Origin of the sequence: Methylobacterium sp. WL6 (assembly GCF_008040095.1) — a bacterium.
GTDB lineage: Bacteria > Pseudomonadota > Alphaproteobacteria > Rhizobiales > Beijerinckiaceae > Methylobacterium.
Map to the genome: position 1 here is coordinate 23,257 of NZ_VRVH01000033.1, position 6,035 is coordinate 29,291.

Sequence of the window (6,035 nt, forward strand, 5' to 3'; positions counted from 1 at the left end):
TCGCGAGCGCTCGGTCAAGCTGCCGGGGCGAGGCCGAGGCGCTCGCCGGCGTAGCGGCCCTCGCGGATCGGGCGCCACCAGGCCGCGTTGTCGAGGTACCAGCGCACGGTCTCCTCCAGCGCCTGCTCGAAGGTCTTGGACGGCGCCCAGCCGATCTCGGCCTCGGCCTTGCCCGGGTCGATCGCGTAGCGGCGGTCGTGCCCGGGCCGGTCGGCGACGAAGGCGATCAGCCGCGCGTGCGGGGCGTGCTCGGGCCGCAGCCGGTCGAAGGCGGCGCACAGCGCCTCGACCACGGCGAGGTTGTTGCGCACCGCGCGCCCGCCGAGCAGGTAGGTCTCGCCGACCCGGCCGCGCTCCAGCACCGCCACCAGGCCGCGGGCGTGGTCCTCGACGTGGATCCAGTCGCGCTCGTTCAGGCCGTCGCCGTAGACCGGCAGCGGACGGCCCTCGAGCGCGTTGAGGATCATCAGCGGGATGAGCTTTTCCGGGAAGTGGCGCGGCCCGTAGTTGTTCGAGCAGTTCGTCACCAGCACCGGCAGGCCGTAGGTCTCGTGCCAGGCCCGGGCGAGGTGGTCGGAGGCGGCCTTCGAGGCCGAGTACGGCGAGCGCGGGTCGTAGCGGCTGCCTTCCGTGAAGAACCCGCCCGGCGGCAGCGAGCCGTAGACCTCGTCGGTCGAGACGTGGAGGAAGCGGAAGCGGCCCTTCGCGTCCGCCGCCAGCCCCTCGTGGTGGCCGCGTGCCGCGTCCAGCATCACCTGGGTGCCGATCACGTTGGTCCGGATGAACGCGCCCGGATCGGTGATCGAGCGGTCGACGTGGCTTTCGGCCGCCAGATGCATCACCGCGTCGGGCCGGAAGTCGGCGAAGGCCGCGCGCACCGCGTCGGCGTCGCAGATGTCGGCCTCGACCAGGCGGTGGCGGGGATCCTCGGCGAGGGGCGCCAGCGACACCGGGTTGGCCGCGTAGGTCAGCGCGTCCAGCGTCAGCACGTCGTGGCCGAGGTCGCGCACCAGGTGGAGCACGAGGGCGGAGCCGATGAAGCCGCAGCCGCCGGTCACCAGGATGCGCATGTCGGGCCTCTCCTTCACGTCGTCGATGGCGCTCGCGCGCCGGGGCTTCAGAACACCGGCCCGAGCTCGGACAGGCGCGGCGCCGCCCGGTCCTTGTCCGACAGGATCGCCTCCGCGGCCAGGACCGGCCAGTCGATGCCGACGTCCGGGTCGTTCCAGACCAGGGCGCGGTCGTGGGCCGGGCTGTAGTAGGCGTCGACCTTGTAGGCCACCATCGTGTCCGGCGTCAGGGTGCAGAAGCCGTGGGCGAAGCCGTGCGGGATGAACAGTTGCTCGCCGCCCTCCGCGTCCAGCCTCACCGCCACGTGCCGGCCGTAGGTGGCGGAGTCACGGCGCAGGTCGACCGCCACGTCGAGGATCGCCCCGGCCAGCACCCGCACGAGCTTGGCCTGGGCCTGCGGCGCGACCTGGAAGTGCAGCCCGCGGATCGTCCCCTTCGGCGCCGAGAACGACTGGTTGTCCTGCACGAAGGCGCAGGCGATCCCCGCCCGCGCCAGCGCGTCGACGCGGAACGTCTCCGAGAACCACCCGCGCGCGTCCCCGAAGCGCTTCGGGACAACCCGCATCACCCCCGGAACCCGGGTCTCGATCACGTCCATCGCACGCTCCCCGAAGCCGCCGCGCTCGCGCCGGACATCGCCCCGGACCGAGCCTCGGCGCCTGTCCCGCCCATCGCGACGGGGCTTCCGAACATTCCCCGGGGCTGTCAAGGCTCGGCAATCCGAGGGAACCGACGGATCCGGGCCATGACAGCAACGATCCCAGCACGCGCCTGAAATTACAACTAGAAGTTGACCATGGGGTTAACCGCCCGGTGAAATCGGGCCGCCGACGGATCGGCTCGGCGGGCGCGCGCTCACGGGATCCCGATCATCTTGTGCGTCTGGAGCGAGAGTCGCCAGCGGGCATCCGCGCGGCAATAGGCGACGGCGGCGCCGGTGTTGGCGATCCGGTCCGGCCCGTCCATCGGCTGGAGCCAGCGATGGTGGAAATCGAGGTCGGCGACCGTCTCTGGCGCGAGGTCGGCCTGCGGGAAGACGAGCTTCAGCTCGTCGCCGCGTCGCTGCACCAGCGGCGCACCGGCCTTGGGGCTGACGCAGATCCAGTCGATCCCTTCCGGTGCCGCGAGCGTCCCGTTGGTTTCGACCGCGATCGCGAAGCCGCGGGCGTGGACGGCCGCGATCAGCTCCGGGTCGAGCTGCAGCAGCGGCTCTCCGCCGGTGAAGACGACGTAGTGCGCGTGGGGACCGCCCTCCCAGGTCCGTGCGATCGCATCCGCGAGGTGGTCGGCGGTCGCGAACTTTCCGCCGCCCTCGCCGTCGGTGCCGACGAAGGCCGTGTCGCAGAACCGGCAGACCGCCTCGGCCCGGTCCGCCTCGCGGCCGGACCAGAGATTGCAGCCGGCGAACCGGCAGAACACCGCCGCCCGCCCGGCCTGCGCGCCCTCGCCCTGGAGCGTGTGGAAGAGTTCCTTGACCGCGTACGCCATCGTCCCGCCGGGCCCGAGCCGATGACGGCCGGGGCATCGTCCTGTCCTGAAAAGATCGTCGCGCGACAGCACATAGGCGCGCCGGTGCCGCAACGCCACATCGCGGCGGTGGACGCGCGAAGATCCGCCATGCTCTCGCCACGGTGCCCGCGTTGAACGGCCGACGTTCTCAGGGCCCTCCTTCGCGGCCGCGAGAGGGACGGCATCGGGCCCGGTGCCGGCGCGGCGTTCCACTGCTTTGAGTCGGGGTCGATGTCGAACCGTTTCCTGAGGCGCCTCACCCTGGGGCTCGCCACGCTCGCCGGCCTGCTCGCTGCGCAGGCGGCCGACGCCGTGACCGCACCCGTCCTCGTGGTGGAGGTGGATTCCGGCAAGGTGCTCTACGCGCAGGGGGCGACCGACCCCTGGTACCCGGCCTCGATCACCAAGCTGATGACCACCTACGTCGCCCTCGACCTGGTGCGGCAGGGCAAGGTCTCGCTCGACTCGTTGATCACGATCTCGGCCGCCGCCGCCGCCGAGCCGCCCTCGAAGATGGGCTTCAAGCCGGGCACGCAGCTCACCCTCGACAACGCGCTGAAGATCATCATGGTCAAGTCGGCCAACGACGTGGCCTGGGCGATCGGCGAGACCCTCGGCGGCACGATCGACGGCTTCGCCGACATGATGAACGAGACCGCGCGCCGGATCGGCATGCGCGAGAGTCGCTGGTACAACCCGAACGGCCTGCCCGACCCCCGGCAATGGACCTCGGCCCGCGACATGGCGGTGCTCGGCCGCGCGCTGCTGCGCGACTTCCCCGACTCGCACGACCTGTTCTCGATCTCGGCGATCCAGTTCGGCCGCTCGGTGATGGCCAACCACAACGGCCTGCTCGGGCGCTATGCCGGCGTCGACGGGATGAAGACCGGCTTCATCTGCGCCGGCGGCTTCAACGTGGTCGCCAGCGCCAACCGCAACGGCCGGCGCATCCTCACCATCGTGATGGGCAGCCCGAGCGCGCGCGAGCGCGACCTCAAGGCCGCCGACCTGTTCGATTACGGCTTCGGCCAGTCGGCCGGATGGACCGCGCAGACGCTCGACGCTTTACCCGCCTCCGCCATCGGCGCGCCGCCCGACATGCGGCCCTACATCTGCGACCGCAAGAAGCCGATGCCGATCGACGAGGGCCCCGGCGCCATCGCCGGAAACGCCGACAACGCCGGCGCGCAGTTCCTCGGCGCCGCCGGCCTGTCCTCGCCCGCGCTGACCCTGGCGACGCTCAACGGCGCCGCCGCGCGCAACCGCACCCTGCCGCCGCGCGCCCCGCTGCAGCCGATCCTGGTCTGGATCGGCCGCGACCCGGCGGAGGGGCAGATCATGCTCAACGAGCAGGCCGAGGCCGAGAAGGCCGCCGCCGCCGCCACGCGCGAGGCGAAGCTCGAGGCCGCCAAGGCCAAGCGCGAGGCGGCGCTCGAGGCGGCCAAGCAGAAGCGCGCCGCGGCCGCGGAAGCCAAGACCCAGGCAAAGGCTCAGGGGAAGGACCAGGGCAAGGCGAAGGCCGCGATCGCCGGCGCCGTGCCCCGCGCGGCCAGCGCCTACACCTCGGTCGACGTGTCCGGCATGCCGGAGGCCAAGCACAAGCCGCCGACCCACGCCAAGCCGGCGACGGCGGTGACGCAGAAGGGCGGCAAGCCCGCGGTGGCCAAATCCGTGCAGACCAAGCCGAAGGCCGGCGCGAAGCCCAAGCCCAACGCGGCCAAGTCGGCCGAATCCGCGGACGAGTGATCGGCGCGCGCGATTGAGCCCGCCGCCCGGCCGCGCTAGGCCGGCGGCATGACCGACGCTCCCCGTCGACCGGACCCGATCCCGCTCACCGTGCTCACCGGCTTCCTCGGAGCCGGCAAGACCACGCTGCTCAACCGGATGCTGCGCGATCCGGCGCTCGCCGACACGGTCGTCATCGTCAACGAGTTCGGCGAGATCGGCCTCGATCACCTGCTGATCGAGGCGATCGACGAGAACATGGTCCTGCTCGGCGCCGGCTGCCTGTGCTGCACCGTGCGCGGCGACCTGATCGCGACGCTGGAAGACCTGCTGCGCAAGCGCGACAACGGCCGGATCACGCCGTTCCGCCGGGTCGTGATCGAGACCACCGGCCTCGCCGACCCCGCGCCGATCCTGCACGCGTTGATCTACCACCCCTACCTCGTGATGCGGTACCGGCTGCAAGGCGTCGTCACCGTGGTGGACGCGGTCAACGGGTTCGACACGCTCGACGCCCACCCGGAGGCGGTGCGGCAGGTGGCGGTGGCCGACCGGATCGTCCTCGCGAAGGCGGATCTGGCCGGCGACACCGGTTCGCTGCGGGCGCGCCTGCACGCCCTCAACCCGGCCGCACCGATCGATCCGCCCGACGTCCCCGCCGAGACGCTGCTCGGCGGCCTGTTCGGCCTCGACGGCAAGGCCGCCGACGTGCAGGCCTGGCTCGGAGCCGTGCCGGAGGCGGACGGGCACGCTCACGACGTGAACCGGCACGACGCGGCGATCCGCGCCTTCTCGCTGACGAGCGACGTGCCGGTGCCCCGCGCGTCCTTCGAGATGTTCCTCGACCTGCTTCGGGGAAGCCACGGCCCGAAGCTGCTGCGCCTGAAGGGCCTCGTCGCGATCGCCGACGATCCCGACCGGCCGGTGGTGGTCCACGGCGTCCAGCACGTGGTGCACGCCCCCGTCACCCTGCCGGCCTGGCCCGACGACGACCGCACCTCGCGCCTCGTCCTGATCGTCCGCGACCTCGACCCGGACTTCGTCCTCCGGCTCTGGGACGCCTTCCTCGGCCGCCCGCGGATCGACGCGCCGGATGCGGCGGCGCTTACCGACAACCCGCTTGCCATTCCCGGCGGCTGACGGCTCCCGCGGCATCATCCTTGAAGCCCGCACCCCAAAGGGCGCCTCCAGGGGTGCCGAACGTTCCAGAGTGGGACGGTTCCTCACGAATGCGGGACGCAGGTGCCATGATGCACGGCTTCACGGTCATCCAGGGCGGGCAGGCGGTCCCCGACGCGGCGGCGATCGGCCATCCGGTCGCGCGGGCGTCCGAGGAGGCGGCTTCGAACGGACATGCGGCGTCGCGCTGGCGCGTCGACCTCCACCGTGCCGGCACCGTCGACGACGATGCGGTCGCCGCCTGGCGGGCGCTGATGACGCGCAGCGCGATCACCGATCCGCGGGTCGATCCGGATTACGTGCTGAGCGCCGCCCGCCATCAATCCGGCGGCCGGACCATCGCCTTCGCCCTGGCCTGGGACCGGGACGGCAACGGCCGCGCGGCGCTCCACGGGGTGATGCCGATGGCGATGCCGCACCCGATCTGGGGGCGGGGCCGGGCCGACCTGTGGCAGCCGCCGGGCCTCCCGGACCCCGCGGCCGCCCTGATCGACGGGTCGCGGGCGGAGGCCGTCGAGGCCGCGGTCCGCGGCCGGCTCGCGGGCCTGCGC

At 72.4% G+C, this 6,035-nt stretch carries 5 protein-coding genes and 1 pseudogene; 3 read left to right on the plus strand and 3 right to left on the minus strand.

The features are described from left to right. Window positions 1-14 precede the first annotated feature (14 nt). From rfbB to queE, 3 genes are all read right to left on the minus strand, one after another. On the minus strand, window positions 15-1,070 hold the full coding sequence (gene rfbB, locus FV230_RS07420; protein ID WP_147841880.1) for a dTDP-glucose 4,6-dehydratase: 1,056 nt from the start codon (window positions 1,068-1,070) through the stop codon (window positions 15-17). Between the two features lie 47 nt (window positions 1,071-1,117). Then, window positions 1,118-1,669: a dTDP-4-dehydrorhamnose 3,5-epimerase gene (gene rfbC / locus FV230_RS07425; RefSeq protein ID WP_147841881.1), complete on the minus strand. Its 552-nt coding sequence runs from the start codon at window positions 1,667-1,669 to the stop codon at window positions 1,118-1,120. A 257-nt stretch (window positions 1,670-1,926) separates the two neighbouring features. Next, complete coding sequence (gene queE, locus FV230_RS07430) at window positions 1,927-2,559, minus strand: 7-carboxy-7-deazaguanine synthase (protein ID WP_147727791.1); 633 nt, start codon at window positions 2,557-2,559, stop codon at window positions 1,927-1,929. A 252-nt stretch (window positions 2,560-2,811) separates the two neighbouring features. On the opposite strand from queE, the gene FV230_RS07435 reads away from it, so the two are divergent. The 3 genes and pseudogenes from FV230_RS07435 to FV230_RS29440 form a co-directional block, all read left to right on the plus strand. Then, window positions 2,812-4,326, plus strand: coding sequence for a D-alanyl-D-alanine carboxypeptidase family protein (locus tag FV230_RS07435; protein WP_147841882.1), 1,515 nt, complete (start codon window positions 2,812-2,814; stop codon window positions 4,324-4,326). A 48-nt stretch (window positions 4,327-4,374) separates the two neighbouring features. Next, window positions 4,375-5,445: a GTP-binding protein gene (locus FV230_RS07440; RefSeq protein WP_147727789.1), complete on the plus strand. Its 1,071-nt coding sequence runs from the start codon at window positions 4,375-4,377 to the stop codon at window positions 5,443-5,445. A gap of 107 nt (window positions 5,446-5,552) precedes the next feature. Further along, window positions 5,553-6,035, plus strand: a pseudogene (locus FV230_RS29440) (hypothetical protein); the annotation flags it as partial.